Source organism: Actinocatenispora sera (assembly GCF_018324685.1).
Lineage (GTDB): Bacteria > Actinomycetota > Actinomycetes > Mycobacteriales > Micromonosporaceae > Actinocatenispora > Actinocatenispora sera.
In genome coordinates this window covers 4,868,920-4,887,439 of sequence record NZ_AP023354.1, presented here as the reverse complement: position 1 = coordinate 4,887,439, position 18,520 = coordinate 4,868,920, and the positions used below count along the sequence as shown (strand labels likewise).

The 18,520-nt window shown below is 73.7% G+C and carries 17 protein-coding genes; 15 read left to right on the top strand and 2 right to left on the bottom strand.

Features of this window, described 5'->3' with window-relative positions; all coding sequences use genetic code 11:
• The first annotated feature begins 100 nt into the window (after positions 1-100).
• From mihF to Asera_RS23210, 12 genes are all read left to right on the top strand, one after another.
• Positions 101-421 (top strand): integration host factor, actinobacterial type, encoded by a 321-nt coding sequence (gene mihF / locus Asera_RS23265; protein ID WP_030447320.1) that lies wholly within the window; start codon positions 101-103, stop codon positions 419-421.
• A gap of 165 nt (positions 422-586) precedes the next feature.
• The gene (gmk, locus tag Asera_RS23260; RefSeq protein ID WP_035297339.1) at positions 587-1,186 is read left to right on the top strand and encodes a guanylate kinase; all 600 of its coding nucleotides are present in this window, start codon (positions 587-589) and stop codon (positions 1,184-1,186) included.
• A 184-nt stretch (positions 1,187-1,370) separates the two neighbouring features.
• Positions 1,371-1,637 (top strand): DNA-directed RNA polymerase subunit omega, encoded by a 267-nt coding sequence (gene rpoZ, locus Asera_RS23255; RefSeq protein ID WP_030447318.1) that lies wholly within the window; start codon positions 1,371-1,373, stop codon positions 1,635-1,637.
• A 151-nt stretch (positions 1,638-1,788) separates the two neighbouring features.
• Complete coding sequence (coaBC, locus tag Asera_RS23250; protein ID WP_030447317.1) at positions 1,789-3,012, top strand: bifunctional phosphopantothenoylcysteine decarboxylase/phosphopantothenate--cysteine ligase CoaBC; 1,224 nt, start codon at positions 1,789-1,791, stop codon at positions 3,010-3,012.
• Between the two features lie 99 nt (positions 3,013-3,111).
• The gene (gene metK, locus Asera_RS23245; protein WP_030447316.1) at positions 3,112-4,305 is read left to right on the top strand and encodes a methionine adenosyltransferase; all 1,194 of its coding nucleotides are present in this window, start codon (positions 3,112-3,114) and stop codon (positions 4,303-4,305) included.
• 242 nt (positions 4,306-4,547) lie between these two features.
• Positions 4,548-6,485 (top strand): primosomal protein N', encoded by a 1,938-nt coding sequence (locus Asera_RS23240; protein WP_030447315.1) that lies wholly within the window; start codon positions 4,548-4,550, stop codon positions 6,483-6,485.
• A gap of 268 nt (positions 6,486-6,753) precedes the next feature.
• Positions 6,754-7,308, top strand: coding sequence for a peptide deformylase (gene def, locus Asera_RS23235; protein ID WP_030447314.1), 555 nt, complete (start codon positions 6,754-6,756; stop codon positions 7,306-7,308).
• An 11-nt stretch (positions 7,309-7,319) separates the two neighbouring features.
• A complete protein-coding gene (gene fmt / locus Asera_RS23230) occupies positions 7,320-8,246 on the top strand; it encodes a methionyl-tRNA formyltransferase (protein WP_030447313.1) in 927 nt (308 codons plus the stop codon).
• Positions 8,247-8,514: 268 nt separating this feature from the next.
• The gene (locus tag Asera_RS23225) at positions 8,515-10,044 is read left to right on the top strand and encodes an RsmB/NOP family class I SAM-dependent RNA methyltransferase (RefSeq protein WP_035297337.1); all 1,530 of its coding nucleotides are present in this window, start codon (positions 8,515-8,517) and stop codon (positions 10,042-10,044) included.
• Positions 10,045-10,421: 377 nt separating this feature from the next.
• Positions 10,422-10,868: a MarR family winged helix-turn-helix transcriptional regulator gene (locus tag Asera_RS23220; protein WP_051802498.1), complete on the top strand. Its 447-nt coding sequence runs from the start codon at positions 10,422-10,424 to the stop codon at positions 10,866-10,868.
• Positions 10,865-12,514, top strand: coding sequence for an MFS transporter (locus Asera_RS23215; RefSeq protein ID WP_030447311.1), 1,650 nt, complete (start codon positions 10,865-10,867; stop codon positions 12,512-12,514). Before Asera_RS23220 ends, Asera_RS23215 begins: the two co-directional genes overlap by 4 nt.
• 142 nt (positions 12,515-12,656) lie before the next feature.
• Positions 12,657-13,601: an endonuclease/exonuclease/phosphatase family protein gene (locus Asera_RS23210; protein WP_244843997.1), complete on the top strand. Its 945-nt coding sequence runs from the start codon at positions 12,657-12,659 to the stop codon at positions 13,599-13,601.
• Positions 13,602-13,608: 7 nt separating this feature from the next.
• Here Asera_RS23210 and Asera_RS23205 read toward each other — a convergent pair whose 3' ends face one another.
• Positions 13,609-14,229, bottom strand: a complete 621-nt coding sequence (locus tag Asera_RS23205) for an NADPH-dependent F420 reductase (protein ID WP_030447309.1) — start codon at positions 14,227-14,229, stop codon at positions 13,609-13,611.
• 172 nt (positions 14,230-14,401) lie between these two features.
• Between Asera_RS23205 and Asera_RS23200 the strand changes: the two genes are divergently transcribed.
• Both Asera_RS23200 and Asera_RS23195 read left to right on the top strand, forming a co-directional pair.
• A complete protein-coding gene (locus Asera_RS23200) occupies positions 14,402-15,634 on the top strand; it encodes an FAD-dependent oxidoreductase (RefSeq protein WP_051802497.1) in 1,233 nt (410 codons plus the stop codon).
• 58 nt (positions 15,635-15,692) lie between these two features.
• Positions 15,693-16,307: a TetR/AcrR family transcriptional regulator gene (locus Asera_RS23195; protein WP_051802496.1), complete on the top strand. Its 615-nt coding sequence runs from the start codon at positions 15,693-15,695 to the stop codon at positions 16,305-16,307.
• A gap of 508 nt (positions 16,308-16,815) precedes the next feature.
• On the opposite strand, the gene Asera_RS23190 is transcribed toward Asera_RS23195, so the two are convergent.
• Positions 16,816-17,775: an alpha/beta hydrolase family protein gene (locus tag Asera_RS23190; RefSeq protein ID WP_212804714.1), complete on the bottom strand. Its 960-nt coding sequence runs from the start codon at positions 17,773-17,775 to the stop codon at positions 16,816-16,818.
• Positions 17,776-17,860: 85 nt separating this feature from the next.
• Here Asera_RS23190 and Asera_RS23185 point away from each other — a divergent pair, with 85 nt between their 5' ends.
• Complete coding sequence (locus Asera_RS23185) at positions 17,861-18,451, top strand: helix-turn-helix domain-containing protein (protein WP_051802494.1); 591 nt, start codon at positions 17,861-17,863, stop codon at positions 18,449-18,451.
• The last annotated feature ends 69 nt before the right edge of the window (positions 18,452-18,520 follow it).

Sequence of the window (18,520 nt, the reverse complement as noted above, 5' to 3'; positions counted from 1 at the left end):
GCGTGCCGGCGTTGCTTCCTGGTGCGATTGCCCGCTAGGTTTCCCGCGCTGGTAGTTCATCCGTTTCGTTTCTTCACACACGCAACCCAAGGAGACCTTCGTGCCGCTCCCGTCGCTCACCCCTGAGCAGCGTGCTGCCGCGCTGGAGAAAGCGGCTGCCGCGCGCAAGGCCCGCGCTGAGCTGAAGGAAAAGCTCAAGCGGGGGGACACGAGCCTCGCCGACGTTCTGAAGCAGGCCGACGCCAATGAGGTGGTCGGCAAGCTGAAGGTGTCGGCGGTGCTCGAGGCGCTGCCCGGAATTGGCAAGGTGCGCGCCGCCCAGATCATGGAGCGGCTGCACATCGCGGACAGCCGGCGGCTTCGTGGCCTCGGCGAGCACCAGCGTTCCTCGCTGCTCGCCGAGTTCAGCGCTGCCGAGTAGGTAGGTTGAGGGTGTGTCGGTGCGGTTGACCGACACACCCTCCGAGCAGTTCGACCCAGTTCGACGATCGAGGCAACACCCGACGACTGGCGCTGCGGGGCACCGGACGCCACTGGCGCCGGAGTTCCCTGCACGTGCCTGGAGCATGTTCGGTAGAAACAAGCAGTGACCGTTGACCGCGCCGCCGCGCCGCATCCCGCCTTCCTCACCGTCCTGTCCGGTCCGTCCGGGGTCGGCAAGGGCAGTGTGTACGCGCGGGTGCGGCAGCGATATCCCGATGTCTGGCTGTCGGTGTCGGTCACCACCCGCACCCCGCGCCCCGGCGAGGTGGACGGCCGGCACTACCACTTCGTCGACCGGGCCGAGTTCGACCGGATGGTGGCCGCGGGTCAGCTGCTCGAGTGGGCCGAGTACGCCGGCCACTGTTACGGCACCCCGCGCGGCCCGGTGGAGCAGCGGCTGGCGGCCGGGCTGCCGGCGCTGCTGGAGATCGACCTGCAGGGCGCCCGCCAGGTCCGCGCCGCGATGCCGGGGGCCAGGCTGGTGTTCCTGGCCCCGCCGAGCTGGGACGAGCTGGTCCGCCGGCTGGTCGGCCGCGGCACCGAGGACGAGCAGACCATCCAGCGGCGGCTGCGGCTGGCCCGCGAGGAGCTCGCCGCCGAGCCCGAGTTCGACGTCACGATCGTCAACCACTCGATCGACCAGGCGGCCGACGAGCTCGTCGCGCTGCTGGATCCGGCCGCGTCGGCCACGCACCGCGCCTGACTGACCACTTCGTGTCTTCGGTCACAGAAAGCGAACGGTGCCCCGCGATTGCCTCGCCGATGGTCACAACCTGTTGCTACCATCGGTCGTTCACAATGGTGTCAGTCGCCGCCCCGTCGGCATCGGTCGACATGTGACACTGTCGCCGCCCACCCAACGATCGCAGGCATTGAGGTCGATCCGCGTGTCCGGAACCGTGGCCAGTCCCGAAGGAATCACCAACCCCCCGATCGACGAGCTGCTCGAGAAGACGCCGTCGAAGTACGCCCTGGTCATCTTCGGCGCCAAGCGCGCCCGCCAGATCAACGCGTACTACTCGCAGCTCGGCGAGGGTCTGTTGGAGTACGTCGGGCCGCTGGTCGAGACCACCCCGCAGGAGAAGGCGCTGTCGATCTCGCTCCGGGAGATCAACGCCGGCCTGCTCACCGCCGAGCCCACCAACGAGGCCTGACGGCGAGTCGCCACCTTCACGGCGTCGCATCCCACCCGCTGACCCGGGTGGCGGATGCGGCGCCGTTGGCGTGTCCGGCCCGTGGTGACCGGACCCGCCGATCACCCGGTCGACGTGACGGCGGCGGCACCGGTGCGGTTGAGTGTGCGGTATGAGCCGAAACATCGTGCTGGGCGTCGCCGGCGGCATCGCCGCGTACAAGGCGTGCGAGCTGCTGCGGCGGTGCACCGAGGCCGGTCACCGGGTCCGGGTGGTACCCACGCCGGCCGCGCTGCGGTTCGTCGGCGCACCGACCTGGGAGGCGCTGTCCGGGCAGCCGGTGCACACCGGTGTGTTCGACGACGTACCCGAGGTGGAACACGTCGAGCTGGGACAGCGCGCCGATCTGGTGATCGTCGCACCGGCGACCGCCGACCTGCTCGCCCGGGCCGCGACCGGGCGGGCCGACGACCTGCTCACCGCCACCCTGCTCGCCGCCCGCGGACCGGTGGTGTTCGCGCCGGCGATGCACACCGAGATGTGGCAGCACCCGGCGACCGTGGCCAACGTGGCGACGCTGCGCTCGCGCGGCGCGATCGTGGTCGAACCGGACGTGGGCCGGCTCACCGGGCCGGACACCGGCAAGGGGCGGCTGCCGGACCCGGCCGCGCTGTACGAGGTGGTCGAGGCGGTGCTCGCCGGCCGGTACGGGCAGCGCCACGACCTGGCCGGGCGGCACGTGGTGGTCAGCGCCGGCGGTACCCGGGAGTACCTGGATCCGGTCCGGTTCATCGGCAACCGGTCCAGCGGTAAGCAGGGGTACGCGTTCGCCCGCGCCGCGCTGGCCCGCGGTGCCCGGGTGACGCTGGTCGCCGCGAACGTCGCGCTGCCCACGCCGGCCGGGGCGCAGCTGGTCCGGGTGGAGACCACCGAGCAGCTGCGGCAGGCGCTGCTCGCCGCCGGCGACGCGGACGCGATGGTGTTCGCGGCGGCCCCGGCGGACTTCCGGCCCGCGCACCCGTCCACCAGCAAGATCAAGAAGACCCCGGACGGGACCACGCCGCCGCTGGAGCTGGCCGTCAACCCCGACATCGCGGCCGAGCTCGGTGCGGCGAAGCGGCCGGGGCAGGTGCTCGTCGCGTTCGCCGCCGAGACCGACGACCTGCTCGAGAACGCCGCCGGTAAACTCGCCCGCAAGCGCGCCGACCTGATCGTGGCCAACCGGGTCGGGCCGGACCGCGGGTTCGGTACCGACACCAATGCCGCAACGGTGCTCGACGCCGACGGCGGTCGCACCGATTTGACCGAGATGAGCAAGGTCGAACTGGCCGACGAGGTACTGGACCTGGTTGTTTCCCGGCTCGGGGTGCTGGGCCGGGGCGCCGGGCATGAGTAGTCTCGTGGTCAGTTCCTGCGGCGTGGCCACCCGCGAGTTCGCCTCGCAGTCGTCCGGCTAGACTCGCCGTTCATCAAATCGCACACTCCGGGGAGTACGATGGCACGCCGCTTGTTCACATCGGAGTCGGTCACCGAAGGCCATCCGGACAAGATCGCTGACCAGATCAGCGACGGGATTCTGGACGCCCTGATCGCGCAGGACCCGCGCAGCCGGGTCGCGGTGGAAACTCTGATCACCACCGGCCAGGTCCACGTGGCCGGTGAGGTCACCACGGAGGCCTACGCCGACATTCCGCGCATCGTGCGCGACACGATCCTGCGGATCGGGTACGACTCGTCGAAGAAGGGTTTCGACGGGGCTTCGTGTGGTGTGAGCGTGTCGATCGGTGCCCAGTCGCCGGACATCGCGGTCGGCGTCGACACCGCGTACGAGACGCGGGCCGGCTCCAGTGACGACTCGCTGGACCAGCAGGGTGCCGGCGACCAGGGCATGATGTTCGGCTTCGCCTGCACCGAGACGCCCGAGCTGATGCCGCTGCCGATCGCGCTGGCGCACCGGCTGTCCCGGCGGCTCGCCGCCGCCCGGCACGAGGGCACCATCCCCTACCTGCGGCCGGACGGCAAGACGCAGGTCACCATCGAGTACGACGGGTTCCGCCCGGTGCGGCTGGACACCGTGGTGGTCTCCAGCCAGCACGCGCCGGACATCTCGCTGGAGTCGCTGCTGACCCCGGACGTGCGCGAGCACGTGATCACCCCGGTGCTGGCCGAGCTCGACCTGGAGTCGCAGGACTACCGGCTGCTGGTCAACCCGACCGGGCGGTTCGAGATCGGCGGCCCGATGGGCGACGCCGGCCTGACCGGCCGCAAGATCATCGTCGACACCTACGGCGGCTACTCGCGGCACGGCGGCGGCGCGTTCTCCGGCAAGGACCCGTCCAAGGTCGACCGGTCCGCGGCGTACGCGATGCGCTGGGTGGCGAAGAACGTGGTCGCCGCCGGTCTGGCCGACCGGTGCGAGGCGCAGGTCGCGTACGCGATCGGCAAGGCGCAGCCGGTGAGCCTGTTCATCGAGACCTTCGGTACCAACACGGTGCCGGTGGAGCGGATCGAGAAGGCCGTCGCCGAGGTGTTCGACCTGCGTCCGGCCGCGATCATCCGCGATCTCGACCTGGCCCGCCCGATCTACTCGAAGACCGCCGCGTACGGCCACTTCGGCCGGGAGCTGGACGAGTTCACCTGGGAGCACACCGACCGGGTCGACGAGCTCAAGTCGGCGGCCACCAAGTAGGACCGCACGGGTTCCCTCGCGCCACGCGTACTTCGGGGCGTGTCCACGGCAGCTCGCCGGGACACGCCCCGGTTCGTGCCGGCGCACCGACGTCGGCGAGGTAGGACTGCAGGGTGAGCGACGACCAGACGCTGCCGCTGCCCGGCGCGCCCACCCCGCCGACCCGCACACCGGCCCGTCGGGCGCCGGCCCGGCGCCCGACGCGGGCCAGGACGGCGGCGGCCGAACTGCCGGTGGCGCAGGTGGCCGTCGACGTCGGGCTGGCCCACCTGGACCGACCGTTCGACTACCTGGTGCCGGCCGACCTGGCCGAGGCCGCGGTGCCCGGCTGCCGGGTCCGGGTCAGGTTCGGCGGGCAGCTCGCCGACGGGTTCGTGCTGGCGCGGGTCGCCGACACCGACTTCACCGGCCGGCTCGGCTTCCTGGAACGCGTCGTCTCCGCCGTGCCGGTCCTCGCGCCAGAGGTGGTGGAGCTGGCCCGCGCCGTCGCCGACCGGTACGGGGGCACGCTCGCCGACGTGCTGCGGCTGGCCGTACCGCCGCGGCATGCCCGGGCGGAACGGGCGAAGCCGGAGCCGCCGCCGATCGGCCCGGTCGCACCGCCGGACGGCCACGGCTGGCGCGGCTACCCGGCGGGACCGGCGTACCTGCGGGCGCTGGCGGACGGCCGGGCGCCCCGGGCGGTCCTCACCGCGCTGCCCGGTGACGACTGGGCGGCCCGGCTCGCCGACGCGCTGACCGCCGTCGCGGCCGGCGGGCGCGGCGGCCTGGCGGTGGTGCCGGACGCGCGCGACCTGGACCGGCTCGACGCCGCGCTGACCGCCCGGCTGGGTACCGGCCGGCACGTGGCGATCGCCGCCTCGCTCGGCCCGGAGCAGCGGTACCGGCGGTTCCTGCGGGCGGTCCGCGGCGAGGTGCCGGTGGTCATCGGCACCCGGGCGGCGATGTTCGCGCCGGTACCCGCGCTGGGGCTGGTCGCGATCTTCGACGACGGCGACGACCTGCACGCCGACGACCATGCGCCGTACCCGCACGCCCGCGAGGTGCTGCTCACCCGTGCCCAGCAGACCGGCGCCGCGGCGCTGCTCGCCGGGTACGCGCGCAGCGCCGAGGCGCAGCTGCTGCTCGCCACCGGCTGGGCCAAGCCGATCGACGCCGACCGGGCCGCGCTGCGGGCCGCCGCGCCACGGGTGATCGCCACCGGCGACGAGTTCCAGCTCTCCCGCGATCCGTCCGCCGCGGCAGCCCGGCTGCCCGGTGTCGCGGTCCGCGCCGCCCGGGAAGCACTCGCGGCCGGCACCCCGGTACTGGTGCAGGTGCCGCGGCGCGGCTACCTGCCGGTGGTGGTGTGCCAGCGCTGCCGGGCCCGCACCCGGTGCCCGCGGTGCGCCGGCCCGCTGGCCGTACCGGCGGCCGGTGGGTTCCCCGTCTGCCGGTGGTGCGGCCACACCGCCGGCGGGTACCGGTGCCCGGAGTGCGGTGGGCGCGAGCTGCGGGCCGCGGTGATCGGCGCCCGGCGTACCGCCGAGGAGCTGGGCCGGGCCTTCCCCGGCGCCGTGGTACGCACGTCCGGGCGCGACGGGGTGCTCGCCACCGTCCACGCCGAACCCGCCGTGGTGGTCAGCACACCGGGCGCCGAGCCGGTCGCCGTCGGCGGCTACGGTGCGGTACTGCTGCTGGACTCGTGGGCGTTGCTGACCCGCGCCGACCTGCGCGCCGCGGAGGAGACGCTGCGCCGCTGGCTCGCCGCCGCGGTGCTGGCCCGCCCGGCCGACGCCGGTGGCCGAGTGGTCGTCGTCGCCGACGCGTCGGTGCCGGTGGTGCAGGCACTGGTGCGGTTCGACGCCGCCGGCTTCGCCGAGCGGGAGCTGGCCGACCGGCGCGCGCTCGGGTTCCCGCCCGCGGTCCGGATGGCGAGCCTCACCGGGACGGCGCCGGCGATCGCCGAGCTGCTGGCCGCGGCGACGCTGCCGGACGGTACCGACGAGCTCGGCCCGGTACCCGTCCCGACCCCCCGTGCGGCGCCCGACGCGCCGGAACGGGAGCGGCTGCTGCTGCGGGTACCGCGACCGCAGGCGCCGGCGCTCGCGGCGGCCCTGCGCGCCGCCACCGCGGTACGCAGCGCCCGCAAGGGAGCCGACCCGGTGCGGGTCCAGATCGACCCGCTCGACCTGCTGTAGCCACCGGCGCGGCACGCTCGCCGATCGGTAACGCCGGCTGGTCACGGGGCGTGTCCGCCGGTCCGTAGACTGGGGTTGATGATCGTCGTCGGTGGGAGAGGACCGGGTCGTGAGCGCACCTGCTGAGCCGTCGGCGCCGGCACCGCCCCGCGAACCGGCCGCCACGCCACCGGCGCGGATCGAACCGGCCGTCGCCGAGCCGCGGCCGTCGAGCGCCGTGGTCACCGGGTCGGTGCAGCTCGCGCCGGCCGACCTGGCCGACGCGCAGGTGCGGGCGTTGCGACTGTTCGGCGACCCGGTGCTGCGCACCGAGTGCGAGCCGGTGGCGAGCTACGACGCGGAGCTGCGGGCGCTGGTGCGCGACCTGACCCGGACGCTGGCCGAGGAGCGCGGCGCCGGCCTGGCCGCGCCGCAGATCGGCGTGTCGGCCCGGGTGTTCGTGTTCGACGTGCCCGGGCCCGACGGCCGGGTCAGCGGCCATCTGGTCAACCCGGGCCTGGACTTCCCGGACGACGACGAGCAGGACGGCCCGGAGGGCTGCCTGTCGATACCCGGGCTGTACTTCGACACCAAGCGCCGGCAGAACGTCGTCGCCAAGGGGTTCAACGCCTACGGCGATCCGGTGCAGGTGGTGGGCACCGGGCTGATGGCGCGCTGCCTGCAGCACGAGACCGACCACCTGGACGGCGTGCTGTTCGTCGACCGGCTCGACGCGGCGACCCGGCGAGAGGCCATGCGGGCGATCCGCGACGCCGACTGGTCCGGCGAGGCCGCGCCGACGGTCAAGGTCAGCCCGCACCACATCCACGGCCGGCTCGGCTGAGAGGAAACGACGTGCGCCTCGTCTTCGCCGGTACGCCCGAGGTGGCGGTGCCGAGCCTGTCCGCGATCGCCGAGTCGCGGCACGAGCTGGTGGGTGTGGTGACCCGGCCGGACGCCCGCGCCGGCCGCGGCCGGCGGGTGCTGCGTTCGCCGGCCGCCAGCTGGGCGGACGAGCACGGCATCGAGGTGCGGACCCCGCGCCGGCCGTCCGACGAGGAGTTCCTCGCCTGGCTGCGCGACACGGCGCCGGACTGCGTGCCGGTCGTCGCCTACGGCGCGCTGGTGCCGCAGGCCGCGCTGGAGATCCCGGCGCACGGCTGGGTCAACCTGCACTTCTCGCTGCTGCCGGCCTGGCGTGGTGCGGCGCCCGTGCAGCACGCGGTGCTGCACGGCGACGAGGTGACCGGAGCGAGCGTGTTCGAGCTGGAGAAGGGGATGGACACCGGCCCGGTGTACGGATCGCTCACCGAACGGGTGCGGCCGACCGACACCTCCGGCGACCTGCTCGACCGGCTGGCGACCGCCGGTGCCGGGCTGCTGGTGGCGGTGCTGGACGCGATCGAGGACGGCACCGCCCACGCGGTACCGCAGCCGACCGACGGGGTCAGCCTGGCGCCGAAGGTGACGGTCGAGGACGCCCGGGTGCGCTGGGACGATCCGGCGTTCGCGGTGGACCGCCGGGTGCGCGCGTGCACGCCTGCGCCCGGCGCGTGGACCACCTTCCGGGACGAGCGAATCAAGGTACTGCCGGTCGCGCTCGGCGAGTTCGACGTGGCGCTCGCACCGGGCGAGCTCGCCGTGCACCGCGCCGAGGTGCTGGTAGGCACCGCGTCCTCGGCGGTACGGCTGGGCCAGGTGCAGCCGGCCGGCAAGAAGCCGATGGCGGCGACCGACTGGGCCCGCGGCGCCCGGGTGGCTGCCGGGGACCGGTTCGCGTGAACCGCCGGTACCCGAGCGGGCCGGGCCGGGCACGCCACGAGATCCGCCTCGCGCCCGGGCCGAACCGGGCACGCCGTGGCGCCCGCGTCGCCCCGGGGCCGGGCCCGGCTCGCGTCGTCCCCGGGCGGAGCCAGGCACGCCATGCGGCCCGCGTCACTCCCGGGCCGAGCCGGGCGGGGCACTCGTGAGCGGCCCACCGCGCCGCCGCGGCGGCAAACCACCGCGCCCCCGCCGGCGCGGTGCGCCCCGGCCGGCGCCGGTCCGGCCCGTGGCGGGCGCCAAACCGACCGACCGTGCCCGGCGCGCGGCGTACGAAGTGCTGCGGCAGGTGCACGAGCAGGACGCGTACGCGAACCTGGCGTTGCCCAAGCTGCTCGCAGACTGGTCGCTCGCCGGACGGGACGCGGCGTTCGCCACCGAGCTGTGTTACGGCACCCTGCGCGCGACCGGCACCCTGGACGCGGTACTTGCCGCCGGCTCCAACCGGCCGCTGGCCAAGATGGACGACACCGTCCGGGACGCGCTGCGGCTCGGCGCCTACCAGCTGCTCTACACCCGGGTGCCGGCACACGCCGCGGTGTCCACCACGGTCGGTCTGGTCCGGTCCACCGCCGGCGCCGGCTCGGCCAGCTTCGCCAACGCGGTACTGCGCCGGGTCGCCGGTGCCGAGCTGGCCACCTGGCTGGACCGGATCGCGCCGGATGCCGGCGCCGATCCGATCGGAGCGCTCGCGGTGCGCTACGCCCATCCGGAGTGGATCGTCCGCGCGTTCGCCGCGGCACTCGACGACGTCCCGCCCCCGGCCGACGCAACTCGGGACGCGGCCCAGGACGATGCCGGTCGGAGCGCGACCGAGGACGACGCCGCTCCGGCCGACGCTGCTCCGGACGAGGCCGGTACGCCGGGCGCCGACCCGGCCGCGACACCGGCAGCCGCCGGGGCGGCGGGTGCCGAGCTGCGCGCGGCGCTGGCGGCCGACAACGATCGGCCGGTGGTGCACCTCGCCGCCCGGCCGGGCGCGATCGACGCCGCGGAGCTGGCCCGCCGGGTCGGCGGCGAACCGGGCCGGTACTCGCCGTACGCGGTGTACCTGCCCGGCGGTGCCCCGGGCGAGCTGCCGGAGCTGCGCGACGGGCTGGCCCGGGTACAGGACGAGGGCAGCCAGCTGGTGGCCACCGCGCTCGCCGCCGCGCCGCTCGACGGCACCGACACGAGCTGGCTGGACCTGTGTGCCGGCCCGGGCGGCAAGGCCGCGCTGCTGGGCGCGCTGGTCGCCGGCCGCGGCGGGCGGCTGACCGCGGTCGAGGCGGCCGAGCACCGGGCGGCGCTGGTCCGGGCGGCGGTCGCGGGACTGCCCGTGACGGTGCTGCACGCGGACGGCCGGGCGGTGGGGGAGCGGCCGGAGCTGCCCGCCGGCGGCTTCGACCGGGTGCTGCTCGATGCACCGTGCACCGGCCTGGGCGCGCTGCGCCGGCGACCGGAGGCACGCTGGCGCCGGTCCGAGACCGATCTCGCCGACCTGGTCGAGCTGCAGCGCGAGCTGCTGGTCGCGGCGTGCCGCGCGGTCCGCCCGGGCGGTGTGCTCGGCTACGTGACGTGCTCGCCGCACCTGGCGGAGACCCGAGAGCAGGTGCGGGCGCTGCTCGCGGACCAGCCGGTACCGCTGTCCGCCGTGGATGCCCGGCCCGCGCTCGGTACGGACCTGCCGCAGCTGGGAGACGGCCCGACGGTGCAACTGTGGCCGCACCGGCACGGCACCGACGCGATGTTCCTCGCCCTGCTCCGCCGTATCGCCTGAGCCTCCCGCGGTCATCCCGGGCGCTGCCCGGCCTCCCTGCGGCGTCGTCCAGGCGCTGCCGTGAGGCCGGGCGCTGCCGCGATGGCGGGTGCTGTCCCGAGCCGGGCGCGCCAGGGCCGAGCCGTTCGGGAAGAACTCGGTCGGTCCGGGGCGACCATCAGCCGCCGACCCGGCGCCCTTGGCGAGGTCTGTGCGCGTGCCGGCGAGTGACCGGCACTGCGTCGCGCGCGCCGGGGCCTGATCGGGGACGAGATCGATCGATGCCGCGAAGGGCGGCCGGCCACCCCGCATCGGGTCCGGCTCGCCCCGCACCGGCGCGGGCGTTACTCCGCTCACAGCGCCGACTACCCGGGCAGAAACATAGTTAGGCTATGAATATGAATCCGGTGTCGACCGACGCGCTGGCGGCCGAACTGGCCGGCCGGCTGGGCGACCTGACGCACGCGCTGCGCCGCGTCGGCGACCACACCGCCAGCCCGACCGTGGCCGCCGTGCTCGCCACCCTCGATCGGGACGGCCCGAAGCGGGTCAGCGAGCTGGCCCAGATCGCTCGGGTGGCACAGCCGACGATGACCGGCCTGCTGCGCCGGCTGGTCGAGGAGGGCACCGTGGTGCGCGGTGCCGACCCGCACGACCAGCGGGTCGTGACGATCGAACTCACCCAGGCCGGTCGCGACACCCTGCGCGGCATCCGCCGGATGCGAACCGCGGCGCTCGCGAGCCGGCTGGACCAGCTCGACGGCGCCGACCGGGAGGCGCTCGCCCGCGCGATCCCGGCGCTCGACAAACTCCTCGACACCTGGCGAAAGGTAGAACAGCAATGAGCCACGGCGAGGGCGGCAGTATCCTCCGCCAACCGAAGTCGGTGTGGGCGGTCGCGTTCGCGTGTGTGATCGCCTTCATGGGCATCGGACTCGTCGACCCGATCCTGCCGGCGATCTCCAAGGACCTGCACGCCAACCCCAGCCAGGTCGAGCTGCTGTTCACCAGCTACATGCTGGTGACCGGTGTGGCGATGGTCATCACCGGCTGGGTGTCGAGCCGGATCGGCCCCAAACGAACCCTGCTCGCCGGCCTGGTCCTGATCGTCGTGTTCAGCGCGCTGGCCGGCTCGGCCGACGGCGTGAACGGGATCATCGGCTTCCGGGCCGGCTGGGGCCTGGGCAACGCCCTGTTCATCGCCACCGCCCTCGCGGTGATCGTGGGCGCCGCGTCCGGCGGCGTCGGCGGCGCGATCATCCTGTACGAGGCGGCGCTGGGCGTCGGCATCGCGGTGGGGCCGCTGCTCGGCGGGTTGCTCGGCGGCATCAGCTGGCGCGGGCCGTTCATCGGCGTCGCGGTACTGATGACGATCGCGTTCGTCGCGGTGATCACGCTGCTGCCGACCTCACCGAAACCCACGCGCCGCTCGTCGCTCGCGGACCCGTTCAAGGCGTTGCGCCACCGCGGGCTGCTGACCACGGCGCTGACCGCGCTGTTCTACAACTACGGGTTCTTCACGCTGCTGGCCTGGACGCCGTTCCCGATGGGGTTGTCGGCCCACCAGCTGGGGTTGGTGTTCTTCGGCTGGGGGCTGTGCCTCGCGGTCACCTCGGTGTTCGTCGCGCCGCGGCTGCAGGTGCGGTTCGGCACCGTCAAGACCTTGTACGTGGTGCAGGGCCTGATCGCGTTGACGCTGGTCGTGATGGGTATCGGCACCCAGTCGAAGCTCACGCTGATCCTCGCGGTGATCATCGCCGGGCTGTTTCTGGGCATCAACAACACGCTGATCACCCAGGCCGTGATGAAGGCGGCGCCGGTCGAGCGGCCGGTCGCGTCCGCGGCGTACAGCTTCGTGCGGTTCATCGGTGGGGCGATCGCACCGTTCTTGGCCGGCAAGCTCGGCGAGCAGATCAGCCCGAACCTGCCGTTCTACGTTGGCGCCGGCTGCGTGGTGATCGGCATCCTGGTCCTCGCCAGCGGCCGCAAGGTGCTGGCCCGGGTGGACGAGCCGGAGGAGCCGGCGCCGACGCCGGCCGACGCCGGCCGGCTGCTCGTCGCGGTGGACGCCGGCCCGGCCGGCACCGCGGTGGTCCGGCACGCCGCCGAGGTCGCCGCGCAGCGCGGCCTCGCCGTACACCTGCTGCACGTGCGGGAGACCGAGGTGGTCGGCGACGACGCGGTGGCGCTGGAGGGTGACGTGGACGCCGAGCAGCTGCTCGGCGAGCGGTTGGCGCAGCTGCGCGCGGCCGGCGTGACCGCCGACGGCGAGATCGTCGTGAGCGTCGGTACGCATCCGGAGGTGGCCCGGCTGATCCTGGACCGGGCGGTCCGGCTCGCCGCGCCGGCGGTGGTGATCGGCTCGTCGTCGCACCCCGGGCTGCACGGGCTGCTGGGCGGCAGCGTGGTCGCCGAGGTCTCCCGGCATGCCGGCCGACCGGTACTGGTCATCGACCCGGCGGCGGACAGGCTCAGCCCCGTCACCGGCTGAACCGGCGAGCGTGAACGGACCAGGACGGTACCGGTCCGGGTTCGTTCACGCGGTCCGGGAGCGGGTGCCGGGTCCGCGCCTTGGACCGTTCCGGTACCGGTCATGATGGTGCGATGAATGCTGAGCCGGATGTGGGCTGCCGGTGAGCGGCCGGGTCGCGGTGCGCCGGACGGCGCCGCGCCGCCGGCCGGTCGGGCTGAGCGACGTGCCTGCGGTGCTGGCCGCGCTGCTGGTCACCGTGCTGCTCGCGGGCCATCGGCTGGTGCCCGACGGGCACGGGGCCGGTACCGCGCTGGACAGCTTCCTGCCCTGGTTCGGCCTGCTGGTGGTGCCGGTGGCGCTGCTCGCGCTCGCCACCAGGTCCCGGCTCGGTGCGCTCGCGCTGCTGCTGCCGGTCGTCGTGTGGGCCGGGATGTTCGGACCGGTGCTGCTGCCCCGGGGTGGCGGTGACGGCCAGCTGCGCGCGGCGACCCAGAACCTGGATGCCGCGAATCCGGATCCGACCTCGACCGTGCGCCAGCTGGTGGCGCTGCACCCGGACCTGGTCGCGGTGCAGGAGCTGGCGAACGACGACGCCGCGCGGCTGCTCGACGACACGTACCCGCACCAGCTGCGGGTCGGCACGGTCGGGCTGTGGAGCCGGTACCCGATGGGTGACGGCGCACCGGTCGATCTCGGCCTGGGCTGGAACCGCGCGCTGCGTGCCGACGTGGACACCGACCACGGGCAGGTCCGGGTGTACGTGGCGCATCTGGGGTCGATCCGGCCCGGTGCGGACGGCAGCCGGGACCGCACGCTGACCCGCCTCGCCGACTCGGTACGGGCCGACCGGTCGCCCCGGTTGCTGCTGCTCGGCGACCTGAACACCGCGACCACCGACCGGGCGCTGGGCCAGCTCAGCCCACCGCTGACCGACGCGCAGCGCGCCGCCGGCAGCGGGTTCGGTTTCACCTGGCCGGCCCGGTTTCCGATGACCCGGCCCGACCAGGTGCTCTATCGCGGGCTGTCGGCCACCGACGCGTCGGTCGCTGACACCGGTGGCAGCGACCACCGGGCCGCGCTCGCCGACCTGCGCGTCGCCGACTGAGCGCCGCTCACTGCCGGCGGTCGAGTTCCAGCGAGGTGGTGTAGTTCCCGCCGATCTGGTCCTGCACCTTCATGTGCAGCAGCTGGAACGACTCCAAGGTGTACGCGTGCCGGAGACCGCCGACGAGGATCGGCCGCATCCCGCCGTCCGCGGTGAGCGCGGCGACCTGGTCGCAGGCGGTCTCGTCGTCGCCGGCGATGAACACGTCCAGCGGTCCGCCGGCGGTCAGGTTCGCGGCGAACGTGGTGTTGAAGGCCTTGACCACCTTGGCTCCCGGTACCGCCTTCGCCACCTGCTCGGCGGCCGAGACGCCGGGCGGCGTGACGAGGTCGTCGAAGGTACCGATGTTGACCGGGTTGGCGATGTCGACGAGGACCCGGCCCACCAGCTCACCGGCCAGCTGTTCGGCCACCATCCGGGTCGCCGGGTACGGCAGCGCGAGCACGACGACCGACGCGGCACCGAGCCGCCCGATCGGTTCGCCGGTCGCGTCGCCGTCGAGTTCGGCGGCCAGGGTACGGGCCGCGTCGTGGTTGCGGGCCGCGATGCGGACCTGGTGCCCGCCGGCCACCAGCCGGGTACCGATGCCGCGGGCCATGTGGCCGGAGCCGACGATGAGTACTTCCATGGACACCGATCGTAGTCATGGGGTCGACATGTCGGGCCGACCCCGGCGAATGCCACCACCTCTCGGCGGCGGCAGAGGGTCACGCGATCTCGGAAACATCGAGTGGACCGACCGGTCCACACGATGTTAGATTCGTGTGGACCGATCGGTCCACACGTTTGACGGAGGTGCCATGCCGTACGCGGCCGACGCAGCGACGCAGTACCAGGACGCCCGCCACGACCCGCTGCGCGTCCTGGTGGTCGGGGCCGGCGTTGCCGGCGTGACGACCGCCCGGCTGCTGCGCCGCAACGGGCTGCACCCGGTGCTGATCGAGCGCGCGGCCGCCGGCGCCGCCGAGGGCTACATGCTGGCGCTGATGCCGATGGTCGGGCCGGTGTTCGACGAGCTGGGCCTGTGGCCGGAGTACCGGGAACGCGCCGTCGCGTTCGGCCGGTACCGGCTGTGCGCGCACCACGGTCGCCCGGTGCGCACCGACTCGATGGGCGAGCTGCTCGCCGACTACGGCGACTACCGCGGCATCGGCCGCGGCGAGCTGCTCGACGTGCTGTCCGGCGCCGACTGCCCGGTCTCGTTCGGGACCACCCTCGCCGCGCTCACCGAGACCGCCGGCGCCGCCATGGTGCAGCTGGCCTGCGGCGACCACACCGGGGAGTACGAGTTCGACCTGGTCGTGGTGAGCGACGGGATCGGCTCGGGTACCCGCCGGCTGCTCGACGTCGGTCCGATCGGCCGGCTGGACACGGGCTGGGGCGGCTGGGTGGCGTGGGCGCCGCCGGACGACGAGCAGGACCTCGGCGAGGAACTGTGGGGCGCCGGATTCTTCCTCGGCAGCTACCCGGTGCGGGACCGCATCGGGGTGTTCCTCGGCGGTCCGGACGCGGCGACCGCGGACGGCCCGGAGCGGTTGGTCGCCGCGATCGACCGGCAGCTGCGCACCCGCACCGGCCGGACCAGCCGGGCGCTGCGTGCCGTGCTGGACACCGACCGGCCGTACTACTGGCCGCTTCGGGACGTGCGGACCGCCCGCTGGGTGACCGGCCACGCCGTACTGGTCGGTGACGCCGCCGCCGGCTTCCTGCCCACGGCCGGGATCGGCGCCGGGATGGCGATGGAGTCGGCGTGGGTGCTGTCCCGGCTGCTGGTGCACGCCGACCGGGCGAACCTCGCCACCCTGCTCGACGCGTACGAAAAGCTGCAGCGGCCCCGGGTGGAGGCGGCGCAGGACAACTCGCGAACGCTGGCGAGAATGATGTTCCGGGACGGGAGGGCGTTCGCGGTGTGCCGGGACGTGGCGGCCCGGCTGCTCAGCGTCCGTTCGGTGCTCAAGCCGATCCGGCGGCTGCTGGACGCGCGGCCGGACCCGGACGCGGCGGCCCGCCGGGCACTGTCCCGGAGCGACTGACGCCGGGGTCACGAGGGCACCGGTCCACCGCCGAACCGGGCTGGTCGAAGGGGGAGTCGTGCCGGGTGCCGAGACCGGGGTACTGCCGCCATCGCGGCGGGAGGCGCTGCTGACCACGGCGGCGCGGGAGTTCGCCGGCGCCGGCTACCAGCGCGCCTCGCTGAACCGGATCATCCGCTCCTGCCGGATGAGCAAGAGCTCCTTCTACCACTACTTCGACTCGAAGGAAGCGCTGTTCGACGCCACCGTGCTGGACGCGGCGCAGCGGCTGCTCGCCGCGCTACCGGTGCCCGCCCCGGCAGACCTTGCGGGGCCGGACTTCTGGACCCGGATCGACGAGCTGATTGCCGGCGCGGTGCGGCTCGTGGGGCCGCAGGACCGGATGCTGTGGACGCTGTTCTACCTGCCGGACGCGCCGACCGGGCCGGGCAGCGCGCTGGCCCGGCTGCGGGCGGGGATCGACGGCTGGCTGGCCGCGGCGCTCGCGGCCGGCCGCGACGCCGGCGCGGTCCGTACCGACCTGCCGGCGTCGCTGCAGGCCGCGATGGCGCTCGCGGTCCTGCAGGCGATGGACGAGTGGAGCCTGCACCAGCTCGACGCGCTGTCGCCGGACGAGCTGGCGACCCTGGTCGACGCCCAGCTCCAGGCGCTGCACCGGCTCGTCGGGCACTGACGCGGTCGTCGTACGCCGCCAGGCCCCTGGGTCGCACCGACCACCACGAACCGGTGCCGGGGGGCCATCACCAGCGCCATGTCCTGCGTACCGTAGCTGCTGTCGATGCCGGACCCGGTGTCGCGCAACGCATGCGTACGCAGGTTGTGGGTGTGCAGCGAGCCGCCGGCCGTAGAGGAAGCGGCCCTGTTGTCTGCGGTAAGGGGAAAACGGTGCCCGCCGTCATACAGCTGCCCGCCGGGAAGGCGCCGACCGTCCGCGCGGCGGCCGATGTCTTCCTCGACTCGCTCGGCAACCCGAACACGGTCCGCAACTACGGGAGCGGGGTGGGCAAGACCGCCGATGTCCGTCCGGACATCGGGCTCGCGCGTCCTTCGTACGGGCGGGCCCGGATGTTGCTGGACGAGCACACCGCCCTCGGTGGTGGGCCGGGCACGGGCTGGGATCTGCACGAGTGGCGGCACTCCGGCCTGATTGCCGACTGCTGGTCAACAGGCGGCGCGAACGCTCATCTCTGGCCGTGGCTCAGCCAGTGGGCGATGTCGGCGATGACGGCGGGGTCGACATGCTGCGGAGTTCCGTATTCGGCGGGGGTGGATGGTCCTGCGCCGGGGAAGAACAGGTGGTTGTCGGCTTCGTAGACACGGATGTCGGCTTCCGGGCGGCCGGCCAGGCCCGTCCGCCATCGCACGAGGTCGTTGGCGACGGTGACCTGGTAGTCGCGTCCTCCTTGGAGGATGAGCATCGGCTTGCTGAGTCCGGCCGCGATCGCGACCGGGTCGTAGTCACGCAGTTCGAGCCAGTACGGCGCGGACAGGCCGAACGGTAGATCTGCTGCGGGGGTCGAGGGCGTGAGCTCCGCGCTGTCGACCAGGGCGGCCTGCCGCTGGAAGGTCTCGATGACCGCGGGTGGGACCTGGTCGGGAAGCAGGGTGGCGAGGTAGCTGACGACGCGGACAGCGGCGTGGTGCATCGGCTGCGTGTCACCGGCCATGATCACCAGGCCAGCCACCGTGGGTGCGGCGACGGCGACGGCGGGGGCAACCTTGCCGCCCATGCTGTGGCCGAGGACGAAGACCCGCTCGGGGTCCACCGAGCGGTGGCTACGGAGCAGATCGACCGCGTCGACGGCATGCGGCACGTACTCCTGCGTCATCGTCAGGTCCGAGGCCGCGGCCACGTCGCGGTGGGCGTAGGTCGCCTTGTCGAAGCGCAGCACTGTCGTCCCGCGGCTGGCGAGCCCCCAGGCCAGGTCCTTGAGCGGTTTGTTCGGGCCGCTGGTCTCGTCGCGGTCGAACGGCCCACCACCGGCGAGCAGCACCACGCCGGGGCCGGGAGCCTGCCCGCTGGGGACGCTCACCGTGCCTGACACCGCGAGTGGGCCGGTGCCGACGGTGACCCCGTGCTCGCTGAAGCGCCCGGGCTCGGCATAGGGCGGTGGCACCCAAGCGAGTTCTGAGCCGGTCATGGACTCTGTCGCAGCACCATCAGGCATCCCATCACAACCTTTCGCAAGGACTGCGAACGTTAGCATAACGTGAGATCATTGCGGGATGGATGCTTTCGAACTCTTGGCACACCCGGTGCGGTTGCGAGTGGTTCATGCGATGCGCGGCGGCAGGGAACTGACCACCGCCGACCTGTGCGACCGCATCCGGGACGTCTCGAAAGCCACGGTCTACCGGCACGTCGACCTGCTCGCAGCCGGCGGGGTCCTGGAAGTCGCCCTGGAGCGGCGCGTGCGCGGCGCGGTCGAGCGCCGCTACCGGCTGCGCCGCGACCGCGCGGGGATCGATACAGCAACGGCCAGTTCACTCTCGCTGGACGACCATCGCAGCGCATTCGCCGCCGCTCTGGCGGTCCTTACTGCCGAATTCACCGCGTATCTCGGCCGTGACACGGCCGACCCGGTAGCCGACCTGGTCGGCTACCGGCAGCATGCCGTCTGGCTCAGTCCTGGGGAACTGCACGGGATGATCGACGGGATGCGGGAGGCGATCGCCCCCCACCTGGCCAACGAGCCATCACCCGCCCGCACGCAGTACCTGATCAGCCCGATCCTCTTCCCCGTCGAAGCGCCGCCGACCGAGACCGGCATCGATAGCACCGCCGCGGGCAGCCAGAGCCCGGGACCCGGCATCTGAGCCAGGTCCACCACTGTCCCCGTGGTACTCCGAAGCCCAAGCTGCACGACCATTCCGCCACCGAGAATG

What these genes read in the sequence shown, in the direction of transcription:
- coaBC (WP_030447317.1), top strand. Translation starts at nt 1,789, where the DNA reads ATGAGCCGAAACATCGTGCTGGGCGTCGCCGGCGGCATCGCCGCGTAC.
- metK (WP_030447316.1), top strand. Translation starts at nt 3,112, where the DNA reads ATGGCACGCCGCTTGTTCACATCGGAGTCGGTCACCGAAGGCCATCCG.
- Asera_RS23220 (WP_051802498.1), top strand. Translation starts at nt 10,422, where the DNA reads ATGAATCCGGTGTCGACCGACGCGCTGGCGGCCGAACTGGCCGGCCGG.
- Asera_RS23215 (WP_030447311.1), top strand. Translation starts at nt 10,865, where the DNA reads ATGAGCCACGGCGAGGGCGGCAGTATCCTCCGCCAACCGAAGTCGGTG.
- Asera_RS23205 (WP_030447309.1), bottom strand. Translation starts at nt 14,229, where the DNA reads ATGGAAGTACTCATCGTCGGCTCCGGCCACATGGCCCGCGGCATCGGT.
- Asera_RS23200 (WP_051802497.1), top strand. Translation starts at nt 14,402, where the DNA reads ATGCCGTACGCGGCCGACGCAGCGACGCAGTACCAGGACGCCCGCCAC.
- Asera_RS23190 (WP_212804714.1), bottom strand. Translation starts at nt 17,775, where the DNA reads ATGACCGGCTCAGAACTCGCTTGGGTGCCACCGCCCTATGCCGAGCCC.
- Asera_RS23185 (WP_051802494.1), top strand. Translation starts at nt 17,861, where the DNA reads ATGGATGCTTTCGAACTCTTGGCACACCCGGTGCGGTTGCGAGTGGTT.